Here is a 23,782-nt window from a genome sequence, read left to right as displayed (position 1 = left end):
TGCGCTCCCAGCGCATCCAGGCACCGGAATGATTCCTGCTTCGGCATCCGCTCCGTCATGACGATCAAGAGCCGGAACGACTTCATCAAGTACAGCTTTTATGGACGGCCGTCCTTCCGGGGGGAACCTATGTCACGGCTCAAGATTTCACATACGCTCATTGCCCTTTTCCTCGTGGTCGCCGTCATCGTCGCGGCGCTTGCCGTTTCCTCGCTCGGCGGCATCAAGATGATGAACGAGCGCAACAACGAGATCGCCACCACCTGGCTGCCGCGTGTCTCGCTTTCGCGCGCGCTCGAAACCCAGCTTTCCGACACGCGCATGGCCTTTGCGCGCCACCTGATCTCGCTGACGCCCTTTGAGAAGAAGGCCGCGGAAAAGGTCATCGGCCAGACCGTCGAAGGCTTCAACAAGCTCGCCGACGAATATGCGGCGCTGATGGTGACAGACGCCGACAAGGTCGCGCTGGAAAAAGTGCGCGCTGCCTACCAGGCGTACCTGTCCATCGCCGACGGCATGGTCAAGCTCTCCAACAACCTCGAGAACATGAAGGCGCAGAGCGTCTTCAAGGTCGAGATGCGGGAGACCGAGCAGAAGGTCGACGCGGCGATCAAGGACGTGCGCGCGCTCAACGTCGCCGGCGCCGACGCCGCGGTTGCCGCGAGCTCGGCAACGCACGACCAGATCCGCATGATCGAAATGGCCGTCATCGCCGTTGCAGCGATCATCGTGCTTGGCGCCATTCTCTATGCCGTTCGCGGCATTGCTCGCCCGATCCAGGTGATCACCCGGTCGATGGCAAACCTGGCCGGAGGCGACACCGACAGCAACATCCCCTACGGCGCCCGCAGGGATGAGATCGGCGAGATGGCCCGTGCCGTCGAAGTCTTCCGTCAGGCGGCGATCACCAACCAGCAGCTCGAAGCGGATGCCCAGGCACAGCGCGCCCAGGCTGAGGCCGACCGTCTGCGTCTGACCGAAGAAGCGGAAGCCGCCGCCCAGCGCCGTCTCCAGGAAGCAACGGCCGGCCTTGCCGGCGGCCTGCGCCGCCTCGCCTCCGGTGATCTTGCCTTCCAGCTCAACGAACCTTTCGCACCGGACTTCGAGCAGCTGCGCCACGACCTGAACCAGGCCGTCGCCCAGCTTGCCGATACGCTTGCGGCCGTTTCGGCAAGCTCCGGCAGCATCGACAGCGGTGCCCGCGAAGTCAGCCAGAGTGCCGACGACCTGTCGCGCCGCACCGAGCAGCAGGCAGCCTCACTGGAAGAGACCGCTGCCGCCCTCGACCAGATCACCGCCAATGTCGGCAATTCGTCGAAGCGCACCAACGAGGCCCGCTCTGTCGCCAGCCAGGCAAACGAAAGCGCCCGCAAGTCCGGCGCGATCGTCTCGGGCGCCGTCGACGCCATGGGCCGTATCGAGCATTCGTCGAGCCAGATCTCGAACATCATCGGCGTGATCGACGAGATCGCCTTCCAGACGAACCTGCTGGCGCTGAATGCCGGTGTCGAAGCAGCGCGCGCCGGTGACGCCGGCAAGGGCTTTGCCGTCGTCGCCCAGGAAGTGCGCGAACTGGCGCAGCGCTCAGCCAATGCGGCCAAGGAGATCAAGGATCTGATCCGCAACTCCGCCGTCGAGGTCGAAAGCGGTGTTCGGCTCGTGCGCGAAACCGGCGAGGCTCTCCGCACCATCGAGGGCTTCATCGTCACCATCAACCAGCACATGGATGCGATCGCCGTTTCCGCGCAGGAGCAGTCCGCCGGATTGTCGGGGGTCAACACCGCCGTGAACCAGATGGATCAGGTGACGCAGCAGAACGCCGCCATGGTCGAGGAAGCCAATGCGGCAAGCGCCACGCTTGCCCAGGAAGCCGGCCGCCTGCGCGAACTGATTGCCCGCTTCACGCTGGAAGAGGCCCAGGCCTACGGCTACGCGCCTTCCATCGGTTCGACACGCCGGGCGGCATGACCGCGACGCACGCCCGTGTTTTTTCGTGGGCGGGCGCCAGAGATTTCGCAACCGACCGTCAAGTGTATGCGCAATCATCGCCTGTGTTCGGGGTACGAAATTCTTGACAAAGCAACAGAAACGGCCGCCGGAAACGGCGGCCGTTTCTTTGTCTGCCAAGTGCTTACCGTGAAGTCTCAGAGGTTTCTGTCGACAAAGGTGGCAATTGTAACTATCACTAATGTTACTGCCATTTCACATGGCACCTCATGAAATTCCAGCGACGATCATGAAGAAGACATTTGAAGTTTCCGATAGACTGTTCGAGCTCTACCACCGGGTTCACCGGCTGGTGAACGAATCGATGACCGAAGAAGGCGTGTCGCTGGCACGCAGCAAGTTCCTCTTTTTCCTGAGCAAGCTCGGTCCCTGTCGCTCCACGGATATCGCCTGTGCGCTGAACTTCGCCCCGCGCACAGTCACCGAAGCCATCGATGGCCTGGAGCGAGACCGTCTGGTGATGCGCAAGCCCGATCCAGAGGATCGACGCGCCAAGATCGTCTCGATTACCGAAACGGGCCGCATCGTGCTCGAAGCCGCCGAGCATCCGCGCAAGCAACTGCTCGAGGAGATTTTCTCGGCACTCGATGACGAAGAGCTCGACGCGCTCTACGACATCGTCGGCAAACTGGTCGACCGGACAGATGAGATCCGCAAGCGTAAGGATGAGGCCGAAGAGGCCGCACAAGTGGCAATCGCCCGCTAGGAGTGATCACTTGCAGTTCGCAATGCCGAAACAGAAAGAGGCCGGGACATCATGTCCCGGCCTCTTCCGTTTTCTCCGGGCGGTAACGCTTACATCGCGTTGATAGCGCCAATGGAGAAGAACAGGGTTTCGCCGGAGGAGTCGTCGACACCGTCGTTGTCGGTGACGACATAGCCGTTGCCGGCGGCATCGATAGTGAAGCCTTCGACCTTGTCGACGACGTAGCCATTGAGTGCCTTCAGGTCGGGAATGAGGTCGCGCACCTCTTCCTTCCTGACGACAGGCAGTTCGCCGCCGAGCGCTGCCGGCTTCAGTTCCGTCAGCGCAACGCGGTAGATCTTCTTGAGCTTGGCCGCCTGGCCGATCAGGTTGTCGCGCTCGATGATGTAGGCGTAGTCACCATGAACGGAGATTTCCGACAGGCCGACCCAGCCGTCGCCGGCCTTTTCCAGCGGGTAGCGCACGGCGCCCCACTCTTCGCTCTTGGGATTGTAGGAAACGAGTTTGACGAAGCCCTTCTCGTCGTCCTTCCATTCGCGCTGAACGGCCATCCACAGCGTCTGATCGTCGCCTTCGCCAATGACAGTGATGCCTTCGAAGCCGAAACGGGTTTCACCGGCACGCAGCGCCTCAGGCAGGGCGATTTCCTTCTTGATCTCGCCCTTCTTGTTCACGTGGAAGATCGCGTGGCTGTAGAGCTTGTCGGAGTTGCCTTCCGACGCGAGCCAGAAGCCCCCTTCCCCGTCATTGGCAATGCCTTCGATATCTAGCTTCTGGGCCGGTGCGCCGTCACGGGTGATGGCAAGAGCCTCGGTGATCAGCGCTGGCTTCTGGGTGGCGTCGATCGTGAAGATCGTCGGCTGCGACGAGTAGACCGAATCGTTGACCGCGCGCAGGAAGCCAGGCTTGTCGGCAACCGCGACCAGACCTGAGAGTGCGCCGAAGCCGATCGGCAGGCCGTCCTTCTCGGCGGAACGGATCTGCGGATAGGCAGCTTTGCCCTCGACACGCTCGTAAATCATAACGTGCGAACGGGCACCGCCATCCTCGCCGAGATCGACTTCATTGGCGGTCGCAAGCAGATTGCGCGACGGGATCGCGACAGCGCCTTCCGGCGAGATACCCGACGGCAGCAGCTGCAGCAGTTCGGGCTCGGCGCCCGTGTCCTTGTAGACGCCGACGACGGAAGCGCGCTCGGCGAGCAGGAAGAACAGGTTGTCGTCGCCGAACTTGGCCGCTTCCAGACCCTCGGGCTCGACACCCTTGGCCGACGAGCGTTTCTCGGGATAGTGGCCGATCGCGGCAACGGCATGCTCGAAGCTCGCACCCGATTCGTAGAGCACCTTGCCGGCCGTGTCGAAGATCGTGAAGCCGCGCGAACCGCCTTCGTAGTCACCTTCGTTGGCAACGACGATGCGATTATCGTCGAGCCACTTCACGGCATCGGGCTCGCGCTTGCGGCCCGGCTGCTCGTCCTTGAAGGCAATCGCGCCGTTGCGCTTGGTGTCGATGTCCTTGAGGTCAACCGAACCGGCCGAGAAATGCGTCTTCACCGTCGCTGTCTTGCCGTCGATGATGACGATGTGGTTGTTCTCCTGCAGCGTCAGTGCGATCTCGTCCTTGCCGTTGAAGGAGACGAATTCCGGCTCCGGGTCTTCACCGGCAACTTCGGCCAGACCCGTCAGCGTCACGCGCTTCAGCGAGCCGCAGTCGGCAACGCCGTCCTTCAGCGACAGGATCACCAGATCGCCGGCCGGCATCTGCGGGATCTTGCCATCGTTCACGTCCTCGTCGCGCTCGTTTTCAATGGCGATGGCCGCCAGCGTGCGGTCCTTGTTGACGGCAACCGAATCCGGTTGGCCACCGAGTTCACAGCTGACATCGACCTTCTTCGCCGCAAGGTCGACCACCGCGAGGAAACCCGAAGGCTTGACGAAGCTCTCGCGCGTGTTCACCGCGACCAGCGCCTTTGAGCCGGCAACGGTAACCGAGGTCGGTTCGCCTTCAAAGGCAACGACGCCTGCAGCCTTCGGCGCCTTGGCGTCGGTGATGTCGATGAGCCCGACACGCTTGCCCGGGCTGTCTGAGTAGATCAGCAGGTTTCCGTCTTCACTGGCCGTGATGATTTCTGCGGATGTCGGAGCCTTGCGCTGGTCGCCCTCCGGCAGATTGTCGGCCACTGCGAACGACGCAATGCGGTTGAAGACGGGCTCGGCGGCCGCCGGAAATGCGGCTGAAGCGAAAAGGACGGCGGTGAGCGCCGTCACGCGCGATACAATGGTCATGAAATCCCCCATGTGCGAACACTGAAAAACAGGGGGGTTCTGCGCGATGGCGATGACAGCCGAATGACAGCCACCGGGTTTTGCACCGTTCAGGTTGTGACCGTCTTCCGCTCGCGCCGCAACTCGTTGCGCATGATGAACAGCGAGGCCCCAAGTATGAGGGCCGCACCGAGCCAGAGAAGGCCGGTCGGCGCGTAGCCGAAGACCAGCCAGCCGGCGAAGACATTGAGCGGCAGTTTCAAATCGTCGAAGGGCTGCACATAGGCGGCGTCGGCAACCGTATAGGCGAGCGTCAACAGATACTGCGCGAAAACGGTCATGATCCCCGCCAGCAAGAGAAGGCCGAGTGCCACACCCTCCGGCACCGCGAAACCGGCCGTGAGCGCAATGACGCCATTGATCGGCGTCAGAAGGACAAGCAGCCAGATCGTGATGGTTTCGGGACGCTCGCTGCTCGTCAGGCTCTTGGTGATGAGCGAAGAGGCGCCCCAGAGCAAAGCGGAGAGGATCGGCAACAGCGCTGCCCAGGTGAAGCTGTCCGACCAGGGCTCAAGAATGATCATAGCGCCGGCAAAACCGACCGCCGTTGCGGTCCAGCGCGCCGCGCCGACGCGTTCGCCGAGAAACAGGCGAGCGCCGAGGATGATGAAAAACGGCGAGGTCATGACCAGGGCAATCGCCTGCCAGATCGGCACATGCGCAAGGCCGGAGACCCAGGCCCCGACGCCGAAGGCCGCGAAAGCCACGCGCACGACGTGACGCCAGGGGTAGTCGGTGCGCATCGCCGAAAGCCCGACGCGGCGCAGGAACGGCAGCGAAAAGAGAAAGGCGAAGGCATACTGCCAGAAGGCCGTTGCGGCAGCGGGAAAGCCGAGCTTCATCGTCAGCCATTGGGTGACGACATTGAGGCCGGCGAAGGCAATACCTGCCAGCACCATGAAGCCGGCACCGGCCATGGCGCGTGAGGAGGAGAAACCGAGGGAAGTCTGATTCATGTCATGCATCCTGAGAAATGGACAAACACAAATCAGGACGCATGAGCGCACGACACGACGCCGGGCTGCTCCTGCCCTTCGTGCTTGCACCGGATCTGCTGACCCCTTCCCCGTTGCAGGCGAAAGGCGCTCGCGGGCTTGGGCCACCGCATGGAGTTGCAGCGCCCTTACCGCCGGTGGGGACTTTCACCCCGCCCTGAGAATGGGGAAGCCGTAGAGCAAATGGCAGGAGGTCGCAAGGGCGGCCCCTGAAATGCGAAAGGGTCCGGCTTTCGCCGAACCCTCGAATACCTGGACTGCCGGCCTCGTGTCCGGCCGCCAAGCAAATCTGATCAGCCGTTGACGGCGTCCTTCAGGCCCTTGCCGGCCGTGAACTTCGGCACGTTGCGCGCCGGGATGTCAACTTCCGCACCCGTGGACGGGTTGCGGCCCTTCGAGGCTTCGCGGCGCGAAACCGAGAAGTTGCCGAAGCCGACCAGGCGAATGTCGCCGCCGCTCTTCAGCTCGCCCTGGATGGTCTCGAAAACTGCATCAACTGCAGAAGATGCGTCGGTCTTGGAAAGTCCGGCCTTCTCAGCAACGGCAGACACGAGCTCATTTTTGTTCATGTTTCCACCCCTTTCAGATTGGTTCGAAACGACTGTGTTTTAAGCCGCGGCGGCTTACGCATCGCCCGCGTCTTGCCTTTCCCAATTGCGCCTAATCCCTTGGAATGCAAGGCTTGCAGCGTGCTTTTACAACAAAAAAGACCGGCCAGAGGCCGGTCTTCCCAATTTTTCTGCAAAATGGGCGCCGCATCAGGCCGCTGCGCCCATTCACCAGCACTTTTTAGTGGGCGATCGAGGAACCCGCTTCGTCCTGCGAATCAACCGCTGCGACGGTCGCCGGCTCGCTTGCCGGATCCCATTCGATCGGCTCCGGCATACGCACCAGAGCGTGTTCGAGCACCTCGCCCATCCGCGAAACCGGGATGATTTCGAGCGCGTTCTTCACGTTGTCCGGGATCTCGGCGAGATCCTTGGCGTTCTCCTCGGGGATCAGCACCTTCTTGATGCCACCCCGGAGCGCTGCCAGCAGCTTCTCCTTGAGACCGCCGATCGGCAGCACGCGGCCGCGCAGCGTGATCTCGCCGGTCATCGCGACATCCTTGGAGATCGGAATGCCGGTCATGATCGACACGATCGCGGTTGCCATCGCCACACCGGCCGACGGACCATCCTTCGGCGTCGCACCTTCCGGCACGTGCACGTGGATGTCACGCTTGTCGAACAGCGGAGGCTCGATGCCGAAATCGATCGCGCGCGAGCGGACATAGGACGCCGCAGCCGAAATCGATTCCTTCATCACGTCACGCAGGTTGCCGGTGACCGTCATGCGGCCCTTGCCGGGCATCATGACGCCTTCGATCGTCAGCAGTTCGCCACCGACCTCGGTCCAGGCAAGACCCGTGACCACGCCGATCTGATCGTCGCGTTCGGCTTCGCCGTGACGGAAGCGCGGAACACCGAGATAGTCGTTGATGTTGTCCGCCGTGACTTCGACCGCCTTGGTCTTGCCCTTGATGATCTCGGTCACCGCCTTGCGGGCAAGCTTCATCAATTCGCGCTCGAAGTTACGAACACCGGCTTCCCGCGTGTAGGTCTGAATGACCGCCATCAGGGCCCCGTCAGTCACGGAGAACTCCTTCGGCTGCAGCGCATGGTCGCGGATCGCCTTCGGCAGCAGGTGCCGCTTGGCAATCTCCAGCTTTTCCTCTTCGGTGTAGCCGGCGATGCGGATCACTTCCATACGGTCCATCAACGGCGCCGGAATGTTCAGCGTGTTGGCCGTGGTGATGAACATCACGTTGGACAGGTCGTATTCGACCTCGAGGTAGTGATCCATGAACGTCGAGTTCTGTTCCGGATCCAGCACCTCGAGCAGAGCCGACGACGGATCGCCGCGGAAGTCCTGGCCCATCTTGTCGATTTCGTCGAGCAGGAAAAGCGGGTTGGACCGCTTCGCCTTCTTCATCGACTGCACGACCTTGCCGGGCATGGAGCCGATATAGGTGCGGCGGTGACCACGAATCTCGGCTTCGTCACGAACACCGCCAAGCGCCATGCGCACGTATTCGCGGCCGGTCGCCTTGGCGATCGACTTGGCGAGCGAGGTCTTGCCGACGCCCGGAGGGCCGACGAGGCACAGGATCGGGCCCTTGATCTTCGCCGAACGTGCCTGCACGGCGAGATACTCGACGATGCGTTCCTTGACCTTGTCGAGACCGAAGTGGTCCGTGTTGAGCACGTCTTCGGCGTGGTTGAGGTCGGTCTTGATCTTCGACTTCTTGCCCCAGGGCAGGCCGAGCAGCCAATCCAGATAGTTGCGAACCACGGTTGCTTCCGCAGACATCGGGCTCATCTGGCGCAGCTTCTTCAGTTCAGCGTCAGCCTTTTCGCGCGCCTCCTTGGAAAGCTTCGTCTTGGCGATGCGCTCCTCGATCTCAGCCATCTCGTCGCGGCCATCCTCGCCGTCGCCGAGTTCCTTCTGGATCGCCTTCATCTGTTCGTTGAGGTAGTACTCGCGCTGCGTCTTCTCCATCTGGCGCTTGACGCGCGAGCGGATGCGCTTTTCGACCTGCAGGACGGAAATCTCGCCTTCCATGAAGCCGAGCGCCTTTTCAAGACGCATCTTCACGCTGGTGGTCTCCAGCATCTCCTGCTTCTCGACGATCTTGATCGACAGGTGCGAAGCGACCGTATCAGCGAGCTTCGAATAGTCTTCGATCTGGCTCGCGACGCCGACGACCTCAGGCGAGATCTTCTTGTTGAGCTTCACATAGCTTTCGAACTCAGAAACGACCGAGCGGCTCAGCGCTTCGATTTCGACCGGATCCTCTTCCGGCTCGTTCAGCGTATGCGCCGATGCCTCATAAAATTCCTCGCGCGGCGTGTAGCCGTCAATCTTGGCGCGTGCGCGGCCTTCGACCAGCACCTTGACGGTGCCGTCGGGCAGCTTCAGCAGTTGCAGGACATTGGCGATGGTGCCGACTTCGTAGATCGCCGACGGTTCCGGATCGTCGTCGGTGGCGTTGATCTGGGTGGCAAGCATGATCTGCTTGTCGGTGCCCATGACTTCCTCAAGCGCACGGATCGACTTTTCACGGCCGACGAAGAGCGGCACGATCATGTGCGGGAAGACTACGATGTCGCGGAGCGGCAGGACCGGGTAGGTCGCGCTTTCAGTCGCCGGTGACGTTTTGTTCGTCATGTCATTTCCTTTCCGTCCCGATTTCGGGCCCGTTCCCGGGAGCCCCGCAGGCACTCCCGGTTGTCATATTTTCCACATGAAAGTGGAGTGCCTCCGCGTCCATTTCAAGGCTGGACGCGACACCCACCAACCGTGGCCGGGTCCTTCTGACTACGCATCATTTCTGTTGCGGGCCTTGCGACGGCGAACGAGGCTCAAGGACGCGCAACGATAAAGGTCCTTCATTGAATCGTCACATCATTGCGTTGTTTGAGACACTTTAGCAACAATCGAATTGTGAAATCTGCGCTGCCGCGGCTTTGTCTCAACAGCTAAGTGCGCGAACATGAAAAAGCCCGCACAAGGCGGGCTTCTCAAACGATAATTCGGCGTTATCAGGCTGAAACGTTGGTCTTTTCGTCGGACCGCTCGGAGTAGATGTAGAGCGGCCGTGCCGAGCCCTTGACCACCTCGTCGGAGATGACCACTTCGCGTACGCCTTCGAGCGTCGGCAGCTCGAACATCGTGTCGAGCAGGATCTTTTCCATGATCGAACGCAGGCCGCGAGCGCCGGTCTTGCGCACGATTGCCCGGCGGGCAATCTCGCGCAGCGCGTCTTCGTGGAAGGTGAGTTCCACGTCTTCCATTTCGAACAGGCGCTGGTACTGCTTGACGAGTGCGTTCTTCGGCTCGGAAAGGATCTGGATCAGCGCATCCTCGTCGAGATCTTCCAGCGTCGCCAGTACCGGCAGACGACCGATGAACTCCGGGATCAGACCGAACTTGACCAGATCTTCCGGCTCCAGTTCGCGCAGCACTTCGCCAACACGACGGTCTTCCGGCGCGCGGACCGTGGCACCGAAACCGATCGAGGTCTTCTCGCCGCGGGCGGAGATGATCTTGTCGAGGCCGGCGAAAGCACCGCCGCAGATGAAGAGGATGTTGGTCGTGTCGACCTGCAGGAATTCCTGCTGCGGATGCTTGCGGCCGCCCTGCGGCGGCACGGAGGCAACCGTGCCTTCCATGATCTTCAAGAGAGCCTGCTGCACGCCCTCGCCCGAAACGTCGCGGGTGATCGACGGGTTGTCGGACTTGCGCGAAATCTTGTCGACTTCGTCGATGTAGACGATGCCGCGCTGCGCACGCTCGACATTGTAGTCGGCGGCCTGGAGGAGCTTCAGGATGATGTTTTCGACATCTTCACCGACGTAACCAGCTTCGGTCAGCGTCGTGGCGTCAGCCATGGTGAACGGCACATCGATGATGCGGGCGAGCGTCTGGGCGAGATAGGTCTTGCCGCAACCGGTCGGGCCGACGAGCATGATGTTCGACTTCGCCAGTTCCACATCGCTGCCCTTGGCGGCATGCGCCAGGCGCTTGTAGTGGTTATGCACGGCCACCGAGAGGATGCGCTTGGCCTGCTGCTGGCCGATGACGTATTCGTCGAGGACCTTGATGATTTCCTGAGGGGTCGGCACACCGTCGCGGGACTTGACCATCGAGGTCTTGTTCTCTTCGCGAATGATGTCCATGCACAGTTCGACGCATTCATCGCAGATGAAGACGGTCGGTCCGGCAATCAGCTTACGGACTTCGTGCTGGCTTTTGCCGCAGAACGAACAATAAAGCGTATTCTTCGAGTCACCGCCGTTGCTTCCGCTGACCTTGCTCATTTCCACTTCCTTCCAGCACGCCGCACACTTCAGATAAAGTATCGCGGACCACTCAATTCGCCCTGCAGCCTATCCTCATGCAGGGCTTCCGGGAGTACTTACCGCACCAGGGCGACCATGCCCGATGCGGCTGCAACGACTCTCCCAACTCATCCGAACACTATGCCCTCAGAATCCAACATAGCATTAACGGTTCATATTACCGGCTTTACCCTGACGATAAAGCCCTTGAGCCATTACAATTGTGTCACAATTACATCTATCGCGACACAAAAGCGCGTTATCAGGCCTGCTCGGTGCCTTCGATCTCTTCGCGCGAGGTTAGTACCTTGTCGACGATACCCCACTCCAGGGCTTCGTCCGCGCTCATGAAATGGTCACGATCAAGGGTCTGCTCGACTTCCTCGTAGGTGCGGCCGCAATGCTTGACGTAGACCTCGTTGAGGCGACGCTTCATCTTCAGGATGTCGCGGGCATGGCGCTCGATATCGGAGGCCTGGCCCTGGAAACCGCCCGAGGGCTGGTGAACCATGATGCGCGCATTCGGCGTCGCGAAGCGCATGTCCTTGTGGCCAGCGGCCAGGAGCAGCGAGCCCATCGAGGCTGCCTGGCCAACGCAGAGCGTCGAGACCGCCGGCTTGATGAACTGCATGGTGTCATAGATCGCCATACCTGACGTGACGACACCACCTGGAGAATTGATATAGAGCGCGATTTCCTTCTTCGGATTTTCGGCTTCGAGGAAAAGGAGCTGGGCGCAGACGAGCGTCGCCATCTGATCTTCGACCGGACCGGTGACGAAGATGATGCGCTCCTTCAGAAGGCGCGAAAAGATATCGTAGGAACGTTCACCGCGGTTGGTCTGTTCAACAACCATCGGCACCAGTGCCAGGGCGGTATCAACGGGATTTCTCATATCGAACCTTCATCAATCGGGCTCGCAAAACCTTTGCGAACCGGGAATCACGGGATTTGCCTTCTGTCCCTACATAGAGTGTCAACACCCTTCACTTCAAGTCGCGAAGCTCCGATAACCTTAATCGAAGCCCCCTTTGCTGCGAAGTTCGGCGCTCCTCCACACAAGGTTGTCAATAGAGCCTTTTTTCGCCGACATGCGCGGCGCAAGCCGCCGCAGCCAAGCATTTCACACAGGGTTTGACGACATCGGTAAACGAACGGCAAATCATGTATCGGTTCCGCCGCCCTCCTAGAGCTGGGACTCGATCGGCAGAATACGGATCAGGTTGGCAATCATGCGCCGGGCAAGGCTCGCATCCGGCTCGCGCCGCAACAGCCGCTCGGAGCCGTTGGCGCGATCACGCCAGACAAGCCGTGAACCGTCTATCCCGAGCCGATAGCTGATCGAAGGCGAGGTTTCCTCCTCGAACATGCTGGTGAGTTCGCCGGCAAGAGCCGCGTCGGCAAAGACGACGCCCATTTCGGTATTGAGCGATGCGGAGCGCGGGTCGAAGTTCATCGAGCCGACGAAGCCGTTCAAGCCATCGACCACGAAAGCCTTGCTGTGCAGGCTCGCATTACGGCGCCCGAACAGCGTCATGCGGTGCCCTTCGGTGACCTCGCCCTGCTCTTTCAACTCGAAGAGTTCCACACCGGCGCGCACGAGCTTGCGCCGGTACTTGATGTAACCGCCGTGAACGGCCGCGACATCGGTCGCGGCCAGAGAGTTGGTCAGCACCGCGACGCGCGCGCCGCGCGAAACGATTGACGCAAGCTCTCGCGTGCCGGCAACACCGGGAATGAAATAGGGAGAAATGATCCGCAAATCCTGCGTCGCCGCTTCGATCAACGGAAAGAGTTCACGCAGCAACCAGTTCTGGCGCCGCTGCATCAGCGCCTTTTCCGGCGGGTCGGATGCCAGGCGGATCTCCGAGCTCCAGTGAAGCCGCCGCGTACCGTGATAAAGGCCGGATTCCTGGGCAGCCTTGTCGACGCGCTCGATGTAGAACCGGCCCGCGGGTGTGCGAGCAAACCCGTCGACGGCGTCGCGGAGCGCTGGCAAGTATTGCTTGCGCGGCGTGCGCAGCGCCGCGATCGGCAGCACCGAGGCGCTGTTCCAGTAACGGTCGAACATTGCGGACGCCTGGTCGAGCACCGGCCCCACCATCCAGACGTCGAGGTCGCGGAAGTTGGAAAGCTCGGCGGCGTCGAAGTAGGCGTCGCCGATGTTACGCCCGCCGGCAATCGCGACGCGGCCGTCCGCCACCCACAGCTTGTTGTGCATGCGGCGGGTGGCGCTGAAGGCCCGGATCGCCATTTCGAAACCGCGGCGAAAGCGATCGGTCCGCGCCCGGCTGGGGTTGAAGAGCCGCACGTCGATATTCGGGTGGGCGTCAAGCGCAATGCACATGCGATCATGAATGCCGGCGTTGATGTCATCGAGCAGCAGCCGGACATGCACGCCTCTGTCGGCCGCCGCGAGAATCTCACGGGCCAGCAAGAGACCGGTCAGATCATCCTTCCAATAGTAATACTGCAGATCGAGGCTGCGGCCGGCGCGGCGCGCGGCATGCGCACGCACCACCAGTGCCTCGATATTGTCGGAGACGAGCGCCACGCCATTCGCGCCCGGATGGGCGGTCAGAAGCGGCGAAATGTGCCGGTCGAGGTCCGTACCGGCCTCGTCAACGGCAAGTGCCGTTGACGGCGGCCCGTGCGGGCGCCGTCCAAAGCGGCCGTAGATGTAGAGGATGGCCGCAACGACCACACCGACGATCGCTGCGACGGTGATCAGAACGGAGGATAACATCGAAAGCGCGCCTCGCCGTCAAACCGACCCCGTACGACCGGCTTCGATCCGTTTTCCGTCTCGGTGATCCTGCTGGGCAGCCTTCAAGGCGATCGAGGCTTTCACCGGCAGATGGTCCGAGGCGATCCGCGCAAGCGGTGAGTCGTGCACGGCGACCGACGTTACCAGGTGATGGGGATTGCCAAGGACGCGATCGAGCGGCAGCAGCGGAAAACGCGACGGGAAGCTCGCGACCGTGGCGTGCGACGGATCGAAAACCGGACTGAGGAAGGACAGCGATGATCTCCGGCCCATGCGCCACTCGTTGAGATCGCCGATAAGCAGCGTTGGCCGCCCGTTCGCGCCTGCTGCCGCCTCCAGGATCGCCTCGGCCTGCTGGGCGCGGGAATGCCTGAGAAGACCGAGATGGGCGGCGATGATGCGCAAGGGGCCGACCTTCAGATCGAGATCGACGACGAGCGCGCCACGCGGCTCGACGCCCGGCAGTTTCAGTTGACGGACGTCGGAGACGGCGCCCTCGCGTAGCAACAGGACATTGCCGTGCCACCCATGCCCCTTCGCCGAAAAGCCGGAGATCGGCACCGAAACGAGATGGGCTTCGCGGCGGAGATGTTCGAGGTCGAGAAGACCGGCACGCTCGCCGAACCGCTGGTCCGCTTCCTGAAGTGCCACGATATCGGCGCCCAGTTCGCCGATCACATTGGCGGTCCGCCCGGGATCGAAACGGCCGTCCGTACCGACACATTTGTGGATGTTGTAGGAGGCGATGACGATGTCGCCGCGGTTCACCGCAGCTTCGCGATGAACGACCGTGGGACGCCGCTTGCGGATCGCTGCCACGATCCCCGCCGATAGACTGGACTGGTTTTTTGCCATGCCGCTCCCTGCCTGCTGCCCGCATCATTGCGCAAATAGGTCACCGGGCGCCACTGAAAAAGGGTGGAAGGCAGAAGTTGTTTCGCACCTGCGATATCGCTGCGATCAGATGGATGTCGGAACAGCACGGGCATCGCCGGCATCCATTTTCGCCGCGCTCGATCAGTCGGCCGGCCCTGCAAACAGGATCAGATTTCCGTCCGGGTCGAGCACGATGAAGGTGCGGGCACCCCAGGGTTCCGTCCGCAGCGACTGATGAAAATGCACGCCAACAGCCTGATAGTCGAGGAACAATTGCTTGATGTCATTGACGGTTTCGAGCGTGATCGCAGCCGACAGCAGGTCCTCGCGCTGGCGGATGTCGCCGACGAAGACCGGCTCGCAGACGAGACGTAAGGCGAGCCGGGCACTGTCTCGGATCACCTGCCCATAGAAGGGCGGATCGCCGTAGACGAAATCGACGGCAAAGCCGAGCTTCTCCGCGTAAAAATCGCACGAGGCCTTGATATCGGCGACGAACAACTGAGCGGCGATCGATTGCAGCACCGGCTGCGATGTGGTGGGTCTTGAGTGTGGGGGCATGGTCAGGGCTCCTGATTTAAGCGCCTGCCAACTGTCGAATCCCGACTGGCGCGCAATCAGTTCCTGCGCGTCGGCGAGCTTGAACTCCGCCATGAGAATGGCGTCGTCATCAAGGTCACGATAGCGGGGCAAGGCAGCCCTGATTTCCGCTGCGACCGGATGGTAGCGTTCGCGGTGCCATTTGAGGTACTGCTTCGCCTGCTTCTTCAGGTTTTCAAGGTTTGGCATGGGCGCTACTACGGTGGGTCTTCCGTAGGCGGGCGTTGCCCTTTCAGCCTCATGCCGATGCGCCCTACGCAGCGTCAGGAGATTGACCGCCATCGCCGGCACTGTCAACGCCGGGCCTGCGCCCGAAAGGATATCTGCCCTTGCCGGCTGAACGCCGGTTCCCGTAGAAATGGATGTCGGTCAAATTCTGCAAAGAGCCCGTTGCATGCCTGCCATAACCATTGACGGCGCCCAAAGGCGCGTATCCATCGATGCGCGCAATCCCGCTTTCTACCGTCAGCCGCTCGCCGCCTATGCCGAGATCCACGCGCAATGTCCGGCGTTCTTCTGGGAAGAGCGACAGCAATGGTATTTCGCAGGCTATGACCAGGTGAACGCGCTGCTCCGCGACCGGCGTTTCGGTCGGCAGATCCTGCATGTGGCGACGCGCGAAGAGGTCGGTCTGCCGGCGCCGAAGCGACATCTGAGCGATTTCGACGCGCTGGAGGAACATTCCCTGCTGGAGCTCGAGCCCCCGGCACACACGCGGCTGCGCACCCTCGTCAACCGGGCGTTCGTCTCACGACAGATCGAACAGTTGAGACCCGACATCGAGCAGCTGTCGCATGCCCTGATCGATGGCTTCGAAGGCGACGGCGAAGTCGAGTTGCTCGGGGCGTACGCTGAAACTATCCCCGTGACGATCATCGCCCGCATGCTCGGCATACCTGTCGAAGCGGCGCCCGACCTTCTCGACTGGTCGCATCGCATCGTCCGGATGTATGTCTTCAACCCGAGCTACGAGACCGAACTCGACGCCAACCAGGCCTCCGCCGACTTTTCCGCCTATCTGAGGGCGATCATTGCGGAGAAGCGCCGCAACCCCGCCGATGATCTTCTGACGCACATGATCACGTCGGAAAAGGATGGCGAACGGCTGTCGGAGGCCGAACTGGCGTCGACCGCAGCCCTGCTCCTCAATGCTGGCCACGAAGCGACGGTGCATCAGATCGGCAATGCCGTGAGGACCATCCTGCAATCCGGACTTTCCGCCGCGGACCTGTTTGTCACCGAGGCGGCGACGGCACTGACGATCGAGGAGTGCCTGCGCTTTGCGGCACCGCTGCATATTTTCCAGCGTTACGCACTCTCGGATGTCGAACTCGAAGACGGTATCACCCTTCGCAAGGGCGACAAGATCGGCCTGTTGCTCGGGGCGGCGAATGTCGACCCGATGAAGTTCTCGGACCCGAATGCATTCCGGCCGACGCGCGACGAGGGCGCGCATGTCTCCTTCGGGGCAGGCCTGCATTTCTGCATCGGGGCGCCGCTCGCCCGGCTGGAGCTCAATCTATCGCTGCCGATCCTGTTTCGGCGGCTGCCGGACATGCGGCTGAAAAACGAGCCCGAGGTGAAGGACGCATTCCATTTCCACGGTCTGGAGCGCCTCGACCTCGCCTGGTAGCTGCACCGAAGACCGTGAGGTCTCCGGTGCTTCAGCGATCAAAGGCGGATGACGTAATCCTTGCGGGTGGTCTCGACGACCTCCCAGGTTCCCTCGAAGCCCGGACGCAGGATCATGCTGTCGCCGGCGCGCAGATGCGCCGCCTCGCCACCATCCTGCGTGACGATCGAATATCCGGAGATGATGTGGAAGTATTCCCACTCCTCGTAGACGATCCGCCATTTGCCGGGCGTCGCCTCCCAGACCCCGGCATAGAGGCCGCCATCGGCCTCCTCCAGGTTCCAGGTCCGGAACTGCGGTGCGCCCGAGATCAGCCGGTCGGCAGCGGGCGTGCCGGTTTCCGGCTTGACGGAGGACAGATCGAACTTCTGCATATTCGTCATGGGGCACCTTTGTGGGGAGACCTGCATCTCCCCTTTGTGTTTTAGAGCTTTGCCAGCGACTGTGCGAGATCGGCGATGATGTCGGAGACATCCTCGATACCGACAGACAGGCGCACAACGTCAGGCCCAGCGCCTGCCGCCACCTGCTGCTCGGGCGTCAATTGCCGATGGGTAGTCGAAGCCGGGTGAATGACGAGCGAGCGCGTGTCGCCAATGTTCGCCAGATGCGAGAACATTTCCAGCCCTTCGACGAAGCGCTTGCCCGCCTCGTAGCCGCCCTTGAGGCCGAATGTGAAGACGGCACCGGCACCCTTCGGCGAATAGCGCTGCTGCAGCGCGTGGTTTGGGTCGTCCTCGAGCCCGGCATAGTTCACCCACGACACCTTTTCGTTCGTCTTCAGCCACGTGGCGACCGCAAGCGCGTTGTCGCAATGGCGCTGCATGCGAAGCGGCAAGGTCTCGGAACCGGTAACGAGCATGAAGGCGTTGAAAGGCGAGATTGCCGGACCGAAATCGCGCAGTCCCAGGACACGCGCAGCAATGGCGAAAGCGATGTTGCCGAAGGTCTGGTGCAGCACGACACCGGCATATTCCGGGCGCGGCTCCGAAAGCATCGGATACTTGCCCGACTTAGACCAGTCGAAGGTGCCACCGTCGACAATGACCCCGCCCATCGAATTGCCATGGCCGCCGATGAACTTCGTCAGCGAATGCACGACGATATCGGCGCCATGCTCCAAGGGTCGCAGCAGATAGGGCGTCGCCATGGTGTTGTCGACGATCAGCGGCAGTTCGTGCTTGCGGGCCACTTCGGCGATAGCGGCAATGTCCACGAAGGTGCCGCCCGGGTTGGCAAGGCTCTCGATGAAGATCGCCTTGGTGCGCCGGTCGATCTTCGCCTCGAACGAAGCCGGATCAGCAGGATCGGCCCAGCGTACCTGCCAATCGAAGGACTTGAAGGCGTGGCCGAACTGGTTGACCGAGCCGCCATAGAGCCGGTTGGCTGCGATGAAATTGTCGCCCGGGCTCATGATCGTGTGGAAGACGAGAAGCTGGGCTGCATGGCCGGATGCAACGGCGAGCGCCGCGGTGCCGCCTTCGAGCGCAGCGATGCGTTCCTCCAGTACCGCCTGCGTCGGGTTCATGATGCGGGTGTAGATATTGCCGAACTGCTGGAGGCCGAAGAGCGCGGCTGCATGGTCGGTATCGTTGAAGACGAAGCTCGTCGTCTGGTAGATCGGCGTCGCCCGCGCGCCCGTTGTCGGATCGGGCTGCGCCCCCGCGTGAATTGCCAGCGTGTTGAAACCAGGGTTGTCTTTCGTCATTTCGTCCCTCCCATGACCAGAGCGCGGCCGCCTGACGGCGCACCGAGGACGCTCTATCATCTTGAATTTGCGTGTGATCCGCTATCGAACCTCCACGGCCCAGCGCGAAGGTTGCGGCACTATTCCAGAGCCTACGTGTGCGGTCAAAGAGGAATTTTGCAAAACTGATGGTTGCGCAGGCCGCAGCCGGGCAGCGCGTCGGGATCAACCGATCAGGCGCGGATACTCGATTGCCGGACAACGATCCATGACCACTTTGATCCCGGCCGCTTCCGCCTTCGCCGCTGCGCCATCGTGGCGCACGGATAATTGGCCCCAGATCACCTTCGGCAGCGTCTCCAGCGCCAGGATCTCGTCGACGAGCGCCGGCAAGGCATCGGCCGCGCGGAAGACGTCGACCATATCGACCGGCTCCTTGACGTCGGCAAGCCTGCCAACCACGGTCTGGCCCTGAATGGCCTTGCCGACATGGCCGGGATTGATCGGAATCACCCGATAGCCCTTGCGCAACAGAAACGCCATGACCCGATGGCTTGGGCGCTCGGCATTCGGAGAGGCACCGACGACCGCAATCGTCTTGGTCTCGCGCAGGATGTCGGCGAGATAGAAGTCCGGATAGGCGTCGTGATTCATGTCAGCTTTCAGGTCCGCGCGCATTAAACGGCGGTATAATGATGCGGGCGACCCGCAAGTCAACTGCGCTTTCAGTTCTTGCCACCGCGGACCATGGGCTATTTGCTAAGACTTTACGGTTGCTTTTGTAGTCGGCCGGCGCGACAAGCGTCATAAAGCCCGCCACATCATTCCTGAGGTTTAATCTTGCCGCTAGAAGTCATTGCGCTCGTCCTGTTCGGGGCGTTGTTGCACGCGACCTGGAATGCGCTCGTCAAAGCCGGCTCGGAAAAGTCCCTCGACGCGGCGATGATCGCGCTTGGTGCCGCGGTGGTGGCGATCCCGTTCCTGCCGCTCGTGCCCCTGCCCAAGCCGGACGCCTGGCCGTACATACTTGTCTCCGCGCTGTTCCAGTTTGCCTATTTCCAACTGGTGGCCGCCTCCTACCGCGCCGGCGACATCGGCCTTGTCTATCCGCTGATGCGCGGCGCGGCACCGTTGATCGTCGCGATGACCAGTGGGGCGCTGATCGGCGAAGAACTCACCTTCGGGACGATGATCGGCATCCTGACAATCTCTGCAGGCGTGCTGACGCTTGCCTTCGAGTCGCGAAAGGGCGGCAAACACGCGATCGTTCTGGCGCTCCTCAACGCCTGCGTCATTGCCAGCTACACCTTTGTCGACGGCATCGGCGCTCGCGTCTCGGGCAACGCAATTTCCTATACGCTGTGGATGGCGCTGTTGCCGCCGGTACTGCTGTTTGCCTGGGCTTTTGCCCGGCGTGGTATCAAGCCGGTCGCCCGCCACGTCTACAAGAACTGGTGGCGGGGCCTCATCGGCGGCGCCGGCTCGATCGGCGCCTATGGCCTGGCGCTCTGGGCGATGACCAAGGCACCGGTTGCGACGGTTGCTGCGCTTCGCGAGACTTCGATCCTGTTTGCAGTAGTGATCTCGGTCGTGTTCCTCAAGGAACCGGTCAGCGTCTGGCGCATCGCTGCTGCCTGCGTCATCGCGCTTGGCGCGCTTTTGCTGAAGCTCGCCTGACAACGCCGCAGATCAGTCTTCCTTCCACTCCGGCATGCGCTTGCCGAGGAACGCGCCGATGCCGTCCTCGGCATCGCGGGCCAGCATGTTCTCGACCATCACGCCGACGGCATAATCATAGGCCTGCGGCAGATCCATCTCGGCCTGGCGGTAGAAGGCTTCCTTGCCAATCTTCAGCGCCTGCGGCGACTTCGATGCGATCACAGCGGCATATTTGTCGACCACCTGGCGCAGGTACTGCTGCGGCACGATGCGGTTGACCAGGCCGAAATCCTTGGCGGTCGAGGCGTCGATGGTCTCGCCGGTCAAAAGCATCTCCATGGCCTGCTTGCGGTGTGCCGCGCGCGTGAGCGCCACCATCGGCGTGGAGCAGAAAAGGCCGATATTGACGCCGGGCGTGCAGAAGGTGGAGCTGTCGGTGCAGATCGCCAGGTCGCAACTCGCAACGAGTTGGCAGCCGGCCGCGGTCGCCAGTCCGTCGATCTCGGCAATGACGGCCTGCGGCAGCCGATTGATCTTCAGCATCAGGTCGGCGCAAAGGCGGATCGTTCTTTCGAAGAAAGCCGTTCCCCGGTCGTCGTCCTCGCGATGGGCGGTCATTTCCTTGAGATCATGGCCCGCGGAAAACAGCTTGCCAGAGGCCGCAAGCACGACGACCCGGACCTCCCTGGATGCAGCCGCCGCATCGAATTCGGCGTGCAGCGCCTCCATCATGGCGATCGAAAGCACGTTGGCCGGTGGATTGTTAAGCGTCAGCCGCAGCACCGGCCCGGAGCGTTCACGCAGCAGCAGGCCGTTCGGCTCTTCCTTCTTGAACGATACGACTTCGGCCATCTCTTTCTCCTGAAACTTGAACTCGGGCTTGGTGGTACGCCGGACGCGCGCACGGTGCAAGCTGAGCGCAGAACCGGGCAGCGCATTCCGTCTAAGACCTTTTTCCGCCTTGCGTCCGCCCCTGCGGTCGGTTTCAGGTGGCGGACAGACATGTTGAAGGAAGCAATACATGACAATCGAGCCGATCATGACTGTCGACGAAATGAACCGGTTTCTCGACACGGATTTTCCGCAGGTCCACACCGACGGCAAGGTCTTTCATGTGACGGCCGTCGGCCCCGGCTTTGCCACCATGCGCCTCGATCCGAACGAGCGGCACATCCGCCCTGGCGGCACCGTCTCGGGCCCTACCCTCTTCGCGCTTGCGGACGTTTCGGCCTACATCGCGCTGATCGCCCATATCGGGCCGATTGCCCTTGCAGTCACCACCAACCTTAACATCAACTTCCTGCGCAAGCCCGAGCCTGAACCGCTCGAATGCACCTGCCGGATCCTGAAACTCGGCAAGCGCCTCGCCGTTCTCGACGCGTCGATCGTCAAGGTCGGCGATGACGATCTCGTCGCACATGCCACGGCGACCTATTCGATTCCGCCGCGTTAATTTGTGGTATCAAATTACCATGCATGTAACTTATTGTTTTTGCTTGCATTTATTTGCATCAAGCAAATTTCGCATTCTTGACGCTTGTTTCTGACTTGCATATAAGCTGCCGCAGATCGCGGTCCTCATGGGCCGCTTTCTTCTTTTGCCCGGGAAACCGGGCAAAACCAAGCAACAAGAAACGCCCAGCGGTTCGCCGCTCGGGTCCAAAGAAAGAGTTTTGATATGGCAACCTTCGTTCAGAAGCCTGCAGAGGTGGAGAAGAAGTGGATCATCATCGACGCCGAAGGCCTCGTTGTTGGTCGCCTCGCTTCCCTCATCGCAAACCGCCTGCGCGGCAAGCACAAAGCTACCTTCACCCCGCATGTTGACGACGGCGACAACGTCATCGTCATCAACGCCGAGAAGGCAGTTCTGACGGGCAAGAAGTACACCGACAAGAAGTACTACTGGCACACCGGCTATCCCGGCGGCATCAAGGAGCGCACCGCGCGCCAGATCATCGAAGGCCGCTTCCCGGAGCGCGTCATCGAGAAGGCCGTCGAGCGCATGGTTCCGCGCGGTCCGCTCGGCCGTCGCCAGATGAAGAACCTGCGCGTTTACGCAGGCGCCAACCACCCGCATGAAGCACAGCAGCCGGCCGTCCTCGACGTCGCCAAGCTGAACAGCAAGAACACAAGGAGCGCCTGATAATGGCTGACCTTTCCGCTCTCAAGGACATCGCCACGACCGCGGAACCGGCTGCTCCGGTTCACGTCAAGAAGGTCGACGCCCAGGGTCGCTCCTACGCGACCGGCAAGCGTAAGGACGCTGTCGCCCGCGTATGGGTCAAGCCGGGTTCCGGCAAGATCACCATCAACGGCAAGCCCTACTCGGACTACTTCGCCCGTCCGGTTCTGCAGATGATCCTGCAGCAGCCGATCGTCGCTGCTGCCCGTGATGGCCAGTTCGACATCGACGCGACCGTTGCTGGTGGCGGTCTCTCCGGCCAGGCCGGTGCCGTTCGTCACGGCATCTCCAAGGCACTCACCTACTTCGAACCGGGCCTGCGCTCCGTTCTGAAGCGCGGTGGCTTCCTCACCCGCGACAGCCGCGTGGTCGAGCGTAAGAAGTACGGCCGTGCGAAGGCACGTCGTTCGTTCCAGTTCTCGAAGCGTTAATCGCTTCCAACTGCGACACTGGGAAAGGCGGGGCTATGCTCCGCCTTTTTTTGTTATTGTGCCCGCACGAATCGACAGCGTCGCAACTGAGACCTTCCGAGGCATCGCATGACAAGCTCCCCCGTCGCCAAGACCCCAGAGCCACCCTACTACATCGTGACCTTCTCCTCGCGGCGCACACCCGGCGATCACGGCTACGACACTATGGGCACCGAAATGGAGAGGCTTGCCCGTGAGCAACCCGGTTTTCTCGGGCTGGAAAGCATCCGCGGTGCCGATGGCTTCGGCATCACCAATTCCTACTGGGCGGACGAAGAAAGCATCGCGGCGTGGAAGAGCGACGTCCGGCATCTGACCGCCCAGCGGCTCGGCCGCGAGCGCTGGTACGAGGACTATCAGGTCCGTGTCGGCAAGATCGAGCGGCAATACGGGTTCGAGCGCTCATAGGGCCTTGCAGTCGCCATTCCTCAGTTTCCCTAGATCGGCAGTTCCGTCGTCGACTTGAGCTCACGCAAGACGAAGCTGGACACGACGGTGCGCACATGCGGGTTGCGCATCAGGTAGCGGGTCATGAAGGCATCGTAGCTTTCGACGTCATTGGCACGGATCTTCAGCATGTAATCGAACGTGCCTGACAGCGCGTAGCATTCCATGATCTCCGGGCGATCGCGCACCACCGCCGAGAAGGCTGCAATGGCCTCGTCATGATGGTCCTCTAGCGTCACGTGCGCGATGATGCAGAGTTTCAGGTCGAGTTTTGCCGGATCGAGCAGGGCGACACGCTTGCGAATGACACCGTCCGTCTCCAGTTCCTGCAGCCGCCGCCATGCGGAACTTTGTGACATCCCGGCTTTTTCGGCGAGGTCGGAGAGCGACTGACCGCTATCGGCCTGAATCAGTCGCAGCAGCTTTCGAATTGGTTGAAGACTTTCTTTCATATCGGACGACATCGCGAAATTTCCTCCCGCCTTCAGGCCTCCAGCTGGCAACTGTGGAACAAATACTCGCTCCATCCGCGATACAATTGCAACA

At 61.5% G+C, this 23,782-nt stretch carries 22 protein-coding genes; 8 read left to right on the top strand and 14 right to left on the bottom strand.

From position 1 onward, the window contains the following. Window positions 1-129 precede the first annotated feature (129 nt). Window positions 130-1,968 carry a methyl-accepting chemotaxis protein gene (locus PWG15_RS04865; protein WP_275023369.1) on the top strand — a complete coding sequence of 613 codons (1,839 nt, stop codon included), beginning with the start codon at window positions 130-132 and terminating at the stop codon, window positions 1,966-1,968. Between the two features lie 268 nt (window positions 1,969-2,236). Continuing rightward, window positions 2,237-2,713, top strand: coding sequence for a MarR family winged helix-turn-helix transcriptional regulator (locus tag PWG15_RS04860; RefSeq protein WP_043611481.1), 477 nt, complete (start codon window positions 2,237-2,239; stop codon window positions 2,711-2,713). Window positions 2,714-2,802: 89 nt separating this feature from the next. On the opposite strand, the gene PWG15_RS04855 is transcribed toward PWG15_RS04860, so the two are convergent. From PWG15_RS04855 to PWG15_RS04815, 9 genes are all read right to left on the bottom strand, one after another. Continuing rightward, complete coding sequence (locus PWG15_RS04855) at window positions 2,803-5,010, bottom strand: esterase-like activity of phytase family protein (RefSeq protein ID WP_275023368.1); 2,208 nt, start codon at window positions 5,008-5,010, stop codon at window positions 2,803-2,805. Between the two features lie 77 nt (window positions 5,011-5,087). Beyond that, entirely contained in the window at window positions 5,088-5,993 is a 906-nt protein-coding gene (locus PWG15_RS04850) for a DMT family transporter (protein ID WP_275023367.1), read from the bottom strand. Window positions 5,994-6,325: 332 nt separating this feature from the next. After that, window positions 6,326-6,601, bottom strand: a complete 276-nt coding sequence (gene hupB / locus PWG15_RS04845; protein ID WP_057252351.1) for a non-specific DNA-binding protein Hbs — start codon at window positions 6,599-6,601, stop codon at window positions 6,326-6,328. A 220-nt stretch (window positions 6,602-6,821) separates the two neighbouring features. Beyond that, complete coding sequence (gene lon / locus PWG15_RS04840; RefSeq protein WP_275023366.1) at window positions 6,822-9,242, bottom strand: endopeptidase La; 2,421 nt, start codon at window positions 9,240-9,242, stop codon at window positions 6,822-6,824. Window positions 9,243-9,616: 374 nt separating this feature from the next. Continuing rightward, entirely contained in the window at window positions 9,617-10,894 is a 1,278-nt protein-coding gene (gene clpX / locus PWG15_RS04835) for an ATP-dependent Clp protease ATP-binding subunit ClpX (protein ID WP_275023365.1), read from the bottom strand. Window positions 10,895-11,177: 283 nt separating this feature from the next. Further along, the gene (locus PWG15_RS04830) at window positions 11,178-11,810 is read right to left on the bottom strand and encodes an ATP-dependent Clp protease proteolytic subunit (RefSeq protein ID WP_057252356.1); all 633 of its coding nucleotides are present in this window, start codon (window positions 11,808-11,810) and stop codon (window positions 11,178-11,180) included. Between the two features lie 291 nt (window positions 11,811-12,101). Next, window positions 12,102-13,661: a phospholipase D family protein gene (locus PWG15_RS04825; RefSeq protein ID WP_275023364.1), complete on the bottom strand. Its 1,560-nt coding sequence runs from the start codon at window positions 13,659-13,661 to the stop codon at window positions 12,102-12,104. A gap of 18 nt (window positions 13,662-13,679) precedes the next feature. Further along, window positions 13,680-14,537 carry an endonuclease/exonuclease/phosphatase family protein gene (locus PWG15_RS04820; protein WP_275023363.1) on the bottom strand — a complete coding sequence of 286 codons (858 nt, stop codon included), beginning with the start codon at window positions 14,535-14,537 and terminating at the stop codon, window positions 13,680-13,682. Between the two features lie 162 nt (window positions 14,538-14,699). Continuing rightward, entirely contained in the window at window positions 14,700-15,347 is a 648-nt protein-coding gene (locus tag PWG15_RS04815; protein WP_275023362.1) for a VOC family protein, read from the bottom strand. A 205-nt stretch (window positions 15,348-15,552) separates the two neighbouring features. On the opposite strand from PWG15_RS04815, the gene PWG15_RS04810 reads away from it, so the two are divergent. Beyond that, on the top strand, window positions 15,553-16,791 hold the full coding sequence (locus tag PWG15_RS04810; RefSeq protein ID WP_275023361.1) for a cytochrome P450: 1,239 nt from the start codon (window positions 15,553-15,555) through the stop codon (window positions 16,789-16,791). Between the two features lie 38 nt (window positions 16,792-16,829). Here the strand turns inward: PWG15_RS04810 and PWG15_RS04805 are convergent, their stop codons facing one another. From PWG15_RS04805 to PWG15_RS04795, 3 genes are all read right to left on the bottom strand, one after another. Further along, window positions 16,830-17,174 carry a cupin domain-containing protein gene (locus PWG15_RS04805; RefSeq protein WP_275023360.1) on the bottom strand — a complete coding sequence of 115 codons (345 nt, stop codon included), beginning with the start codon at window positions 17,172-17,174 and terminating at the stop codon, window positions 16,830-16,832. A gap of 41 nt (window positions 17,175-17,215) precedes the next feature. After that, the gene (locus PWG15_RS04800; protein ID WP_275023359.1) at window positions 17,216-18,499 is read right to left on the bottom strand and encodes an O-acetylhomoserine aminocarboxypropyltransferase; all 1,284 of its coding nucleotides are present in this window, start codon (window positions 18,497-18,499) and stop codon (window positions 17,216-17,218) included. 204 nt (window positions 18,500-18,703) lie between these two features. After that, window positions 18,704-19,132: a CoA-binding protein gene (locus PWG15_RS04795; protein WP_275023358.1), complete on the bottom strand. Its 429-nt coding sequence runs from the start codon at window positions 19,130-19,132 to the stop codon at window positions 18,704-18,706. A gap of 186 nt (window positions 19,133-19,318) precedes the next feature. Here PWG15_RS04795 and PWG15_RS04790 point away from each other — a divergent pair, with 186 nt between their 5' ends. Beyond that, on the top strand, window positions 19,319-20,155 hold the full coding sequence (locus tag PWG15_RS04790) for an EamA family transporter (protein WP_275023357.1): 837 nt from the start codon (window positions 19,319-19,321) through the stop codon (window positions 20,153-20,155). Window positions 20,156-20,167: 12 nt separating this feature from the next. Here the strand turns inward: PWG15_RS04790 and PWG15_RS04785 are convergent, their stop codons facing one another. Beyond that, entirely contained in the window at window positions 20,168-20,989 is an 822-nt protein-coding gene (locus PWG15_RS04785) for an enoyl-CoA hydratase (protein ID WP_275023356.1), read from the bottom strand. Between the two features lie 169 nt (window positions 20,990-21,158). On the opposite strand from PWG15_RS04785, the gene PWG15_RS04780 reads away from it, so the two are divergent. From PWG15_RS04780 to PWG15_RS04765, 4 genes are all read left to right on the top strand, one after another. Further along, window positions 21,159-21,590: a PaaI family thioesterase gene (locus PWG15_RS04780; RefSeq protein ID WP_275023355.1), complete on the top strand. Its 432-nt coding sequence runs from the start codon at window positions 21,159-21,161 to the stop codon at window positions 21,588-21,590. 225 nt (window positions 21,591-21,815) lie between these two features. Continuing rightward, window positions 21,816-22,280: a 50S ribosomal protein L13 gene (gene rplM / locus PWG15_RS04775; protein WP_057252379.1), complete on the top strand. Its 465-nt coding sequence runs from the start codon at window positions 21,816-21,818 to the stop codon at window positions 22,278-22,280. A gap of 2 nt (window positions 22,281-22,282) precedes the next feature. After that, window positions 22,283-22,750 carry a 30S ribosomal protein S9 gene (gene rpsI, locus PWG15_RS04770; RefSeq protein ID WP_077961598.1) on the top strand — a complete coding sequence of 156 codons (468 nt, stop codon included), beginning with the start codon at window positions 22,283-22,285 and terminating at the stop codon, window positions 22,748-22,750. A gap of 108 nt (window positions 22,751-22,858) precedes the next feature. Further along, window positions 22,859-23,197, top strand: a complete 339-nt coding sequence (locus PWG15_RS04765) for an antibiotic biosynthesis monooxygenase family protein (RefSeq protein WP_275023354.1) — start codon at window positions 22,859-22,861, stop codon at window positions 23,195-23,197. 29 nt (window positions 23,198-23,226) lie between these two features. Here PWG15_RS04765 and PWG15_RS04760 read toward each other — a convergent pair whose 3' ends face one another. Then, entirely contained in the window at window positions 23,227-23,688 is a 462-nt protein-coding gene (locus tag PWG15_RS04760; RefSeq protein ID WP_275024357.1) for an Lrp/AsnC family transcriptional regulator, read from the bottom strand. Between the last annotated feature and the right edge of the window lie 94 nt (window positions 23,689-23,782).

The organism is Ensifer adhaerens, assembly GCF_028993555.1.
GTDB classification, from domain to species: domain Bacteria; phylum Pseudomonadota; class Alphaproteobacteria; order Rhizobiales; family Rhizobiaceae; genus Ensifer; species Ensifer adhaerens_I.
Note: the sequence above shows the minus strand (reverse complement) of the source record. Positions and strands in the feature narration are given on the sequence as shown.

Excerpts from the sequence above, each read along its gene's own strand:
- lon (WP_275023366.1), bottom strand. The coding sequence starts at position 9,242 with ATGACGAACAAAACGTCACCGGCGACTGAAAGCGCGACCTACCCGGTC.
- PWG15_RS04765 (WP_275023354.1), top strand. The coding sequence starts at position 22,859 with ATGACAAGCTCCCCCGTCGCCAAGACCCCAGAGCCACCCTACTACATC.
- PWG15_RS04850 (WP_275023367.1), bottom strand. The coding sequence starts at position 5,993 with ATGAATCAGACTTCCCTCGGTTTCTCCTCCTCACGCGCCATGGCCGGT.
- PWG15_RS04865 (WP_275023369.1), top strand. The coding sequence starts at position 130 with ATGTCACGGCTCAAGATTTCACATACGCTCATTGCCCTTTTCCTCGTG.
- PWG15_RS04815 (WP_275023362.1), bottom strand. The coding sequence starts at position 15,347 with ATGCCAAACCTTGAAAACCTGAAGAAGCAGGCGAAGCAGTACCTCAAA.
- hupB (WP_057252351.1), bottom strand. The coding sequence starts at position 6,601 with ATGAACAAAAATGAGCTCGTGTCTGCCGTTGCTGAGAAGGCCGGACTT.
- PWG15_RS04785 (WP_275023356.1), bottom strand. The coding sequence starts at position 20,989 with ATGGCCGAAGTCGTATCGTTCAAGAAGGAAGAGCCGAACGGCCTGCTG.
- PWG15_RS04795 (WP_275023358.1), bottom strand. The coding sequence starts at position 19,132 with ATGAATCACGACGCCTATCCGGACTTCTATCTCGCCGACATCCTGCGC.
- PWG15_RS04820 (WP_275023363.1), bottom strand. The coding sequence starts at position 14,537 with ATGGCAAAAAACCAGTCCAGTCTATCGGCGGGGATCGTGGCAGCGATC.
- PWG15_RS04860 (WP_043611481.1), top strand. The coding sequence starts at position 2,237 with ATGAAGAAGACATTTGAAGTTTCCGATAGACTGTTCGAGCTCTACCAC.
- PWG15_RS04805 (WP_275023360.1), bottom strand. The coding sequence starts at position 17,174 with ATGACGAATATGCAGAAGTTCGATCTGTCCTCCGTCAAGCCGGAAACC.
- PWG15_RS04855 (WP_275023368.1), bottom strand. The coding sequence starts at position 5,010 with ATGGGGGATTTCATGACCATTGTATCGCGCGTGACGGCGCTCACCGCC.
- PWG15_RS04810 (WP_275023361.1), top strand. The coding sequence starts at position 15,553 with ATGCCTGCCATAACCATTGACGGCGCCCAAAGGCGCGTATCCATCGAT.
- PWG15_RS04825 (WP_275023364.1), bottom strand. The coding sequence starts at position 13,661 with ATGTTATCCTCCGTTCTGATCACCGTCGCAGCGATCGTCGGTGTGGTC.
- clpX (WP_275023365.1), bottom strand. The coding sequence starts at position 10,894 with ATGAGCAAGGTCAGCGGAAGCAACGGCGGTGACTCGAAGAATACGCTT.
- rplM (WP_057252379.1), top strand. The coding sequence starts at position 21,816 with ATGGCAACCTTCGTTCAGAAGCCTGCAGAGGTGGAGAAGAAGTGGATC.
- PWG15_RS04760 (WP_275024357.1), bottom strand. The coding sequence starts at position 23,688 with ATGAAAGAAAGTCTTCAACCAATTCGAAAGCTGCTGCGACTGATTCAG.
- PWG15_RS04780 (WP_275023355.1), top strand. The coding sequence starts at position 21,159 with ATGACAATCGAGCCGATCATGACTGTCGACGAAATGAACCGGTTTCTC.
- rpsI (WP_077961598.1), top strand. The coding sequence starts at position 22,283 with ATGGCTGACCTTTCCGCTCTCAAGGACATCGCCACGACCGCGGAACCG.
- PWG15_RS04800 (WP_275023359.1), bottom strand. The coding sequence starts at position 18,499 with ATGACGAAAGACAACCCTGGTTTCAACACGCTGGCAATTCACGCGGGG.
- PWG15_RS04830 (WP_057252356.1), bottom strand. The coding sequence starts at position 11,810 with ATGAGAAATCCCGTTGATACCGCCCTGGCACTGGTGCCGATGGTTGTT.